The following is a 2,335-nucleotide window of genomic DNA, read 5'->3' as shown; positions in this document are numbered from 1 at the left end:
CCGCGCGCCCGCCCCGGCAGGCGGCGGCCATGGAGCCGTACCGCGCCGACCCGGGGGCCGGCGCGCTGACGGCGGCGGCGCTCGCGGCACGGGAGGAGCTGACCTCCGGAGAGACCGAGACCCTGCTGCTGCACGGCGCCTTCCGGCAGGGCAAGGTGCTCGCCGGGGACCGGGCGCCCTGGCTGGCCGTGGGGCCCGAGCCGCTGGTCGGTGAGCGGGCGTACGACCTGGCGCGGCTGGTGCGGGACCGGGTGGAGGACCTGGTGGCCGCCTCGGCGGGCGCCTCGGCCGCCCGGCGCCGGGTGAACAAGCTGGCCGACTCCCTGGAGGTGGACCGGGAGCGGCTGCGGGGCTGGACCCTTTTCCGGGCGGTCGAGTCGGGTACACGGGCCCTGACCGCGGGGCGGCGGCAGGACGCGGAGCTGCTGCTGGAGTTCGCGAGCTGGCTCTGACGTTCGCGCGGCGCCCGAGCGGGAATACCCTTTCTGTACCGTTTCCAGACGGTCGGTACGGTTCTGCTCGACCTCAGGGGGCCGCGATGATCCAGGAGCTGCTGATGACGGCGGCCGGTACCGGAGCGGCCGCCGTCGCCTACGTGGGCGCGGCGGCCCGGGTGGTGAAGCAGTACGAGCGGGGGGTCGTCTTCCGCTTCGGGCGGTTGCGGGGCGAGGTGCGCCGGCCCGGCTTCACGATGATCGTCCCGGGGATGGACCGGCTCCACAAGGTGAACATGCAGATCGTCACGATGCCGGTGCCCGCGCAGGAGGGCATCACCCGGGACAACGTGACGGTCCGGGTCGACGCGGTCGTCTACTTCAGGGTCGTGGACGCGGCCGAGGCGCTGGTGCGGGTCGAGGACTACAAGTTCGCCGTCTCCCAGATGGCCCAGACCTCGCTGCGGTCCATCATCGGCAAGAGCGACCTCGACGACCTGCTGTCGAACCGGGAGAAGCTCAACCAGGGTCTGGAGCTCATGCTCGACTCGCCCGCCATCGGCTGGGGCGTCCAGATCGACCGGGTGGAGATCAAGGACGTGTCCCTGCCGGAGACGATGAAGCGGTCGATGGCCCGGCAGGCGGAGGCCGACCGCGAACGGCGGGCCCGGCTGATCAACGCGGACGCGGAGCTGCAGGCGTCGAAGAAGCTGGCGGAGGCGGCCCACCAGATGGCGGACGCGCCGTCCGCGCTCCAGCTGCGGCTGCTCCAGACCGTGATGGCGGTCGCCGCCGAGAAGAACTCGACGCTGGTGCTGCCGATCCCGGTGGAACTGCTGCGGTTCCTCGAGCGCGCCGCGCCCCCGCCGGGACGGCCGGAGCGGGCCGGGGCGGGTCAGGAGGGCCAGGCCGCCCGGGCGGCCGAGGAGGCCCGGGCAGCGGCGTGGGCGCCCGTCCCGCCCACCGGCGCGGAGGCGGGTGCGCCGCCCGGCGACGCCTACCTGACGGGACGCGCGGACGCCTCGGGTGCCATCGAGGACCTCACCGGCACCTCGGTCGAACCGGCCCCGAAGGAGGAGCCGGCCTGACGGGCGGAGCGCCCGGGACACCGAAAGGGCCGGGCCCCGGGGCGGAAAGCCCGGGGCCCGGCCCCGTACGGCGGGATCAGGCGGAGAGGCGGGCGATCGCCTCGGCGACCGGCAGTTCCTCGCGCTCGCCCGTGCGGCGGTCCTTGAGCTCGACGACGCCCTCGCCGGCCCGGCGGCCCGCGACCAGGATCTTCGGGACACCGATCAGCTCCGCGTCGGTGAACTTCACGCCCGGGGAGACCCCGGCCCGGTCGTCGACCAGGACCCGCAGGCCGGCCGCGGCCAGCTGGTCGGAGACCTCCAGGGCCAGCTCGGTCTGCAGCGCCTTGCCGGCGGCGACCACGTGCACGTCGGCCGGGGCGACCTCGGCCGGCCAGCACAGGCCCTTGTCGTCGGCGGTCTGCTCGGCCAGCGCGGCGACGGCGCGCGAGACGCCGATGCCGTACGAGCCCATGGTGACGCGGACCGGCTTGCCGTTCTGGCCGAGGACGTCGAGCTTGAGGGCGTCGGCGTACTTGCGGCCCAGCTGGAAGATGTGGCCGATCTCGATCGCGCGGTCCAGCTTCAGGCCGGTGCCGCACTTGGGGCAGGGGTCGCCCTCCTCGACGACCACGACGTCCACGTACGCGTCGACCTCGAAGTCACGGCCCGCGACCACGTTCTTCGCGTGCGTGCCCTCCTTGTTGGCCCCGGTGATCCAGGCGGTGCCGGGCGCCACGCGCGGGTCGGCGAGGTACGTGACCTTCTCCAGGCCCTGCGGACCGACGTAGCCGCGGACCAGGTCGGCGCGCTCGGCGAAGTCGCTCTCCGTCA

3 protein-coding genes are annotated in these 2,335 nt (G+C 74.3%); 2 read left to right on the top strand and 1 reads right to left on the bottom strand.

Annotated elements, in window-relative coordinates; genetic code table 11:
• The coding region (locus tag RIF68_RS34615; protein WP_309055464.1) for an aminoglycoside phosphotransferase family protein at window positions 1-452 on the top strand (452 nt) is incomplete at its 5' end.
• An 86-nt stretch (window positions 453-538) separates the two neighbouring features.
• The gene (locus RIF68_RS34610) at window positions 539-1,522 is read left to right on the top strand and encodes a slipin family protein (protein WP_309055462.1); all 984 of its coding nucleotides are present in this window, start codon (window positions 539-541) and stop codon (window positions 1,520-1,522) included.
• Between the two features lie 76 nt (window positions 1,523-1,598).
• Here the strand turns inward: RIF68_RS34610 and RIF68_RS34605 are convergent.
• A partial coding sequence (locus RIF68_RS34605; protein WP_309055461.1) for a His/Gly/Thr/Pro-type tRNA ligase C-terminal domain-containing protein occupies window positions 1,599-2,335 on the bottom strand: 737 nt, incomplete at its 5' end.

Origin of the sequence: Streptomyces sp., assembly GCF_031178505.1 — a bacterium.
Taxonomy (GTDB): Bacteria; Actinomycetota; Actinomycetes; order Streptomycetales; family Streptomycetaceae; genus Streptomyces; species Streptomyces gulbargensis.
The sequence above is the reverse complement of the archived record's forward strand: the minus strand, read 5'-3'. Positions and strand labels throughout refer to the sequence as shown.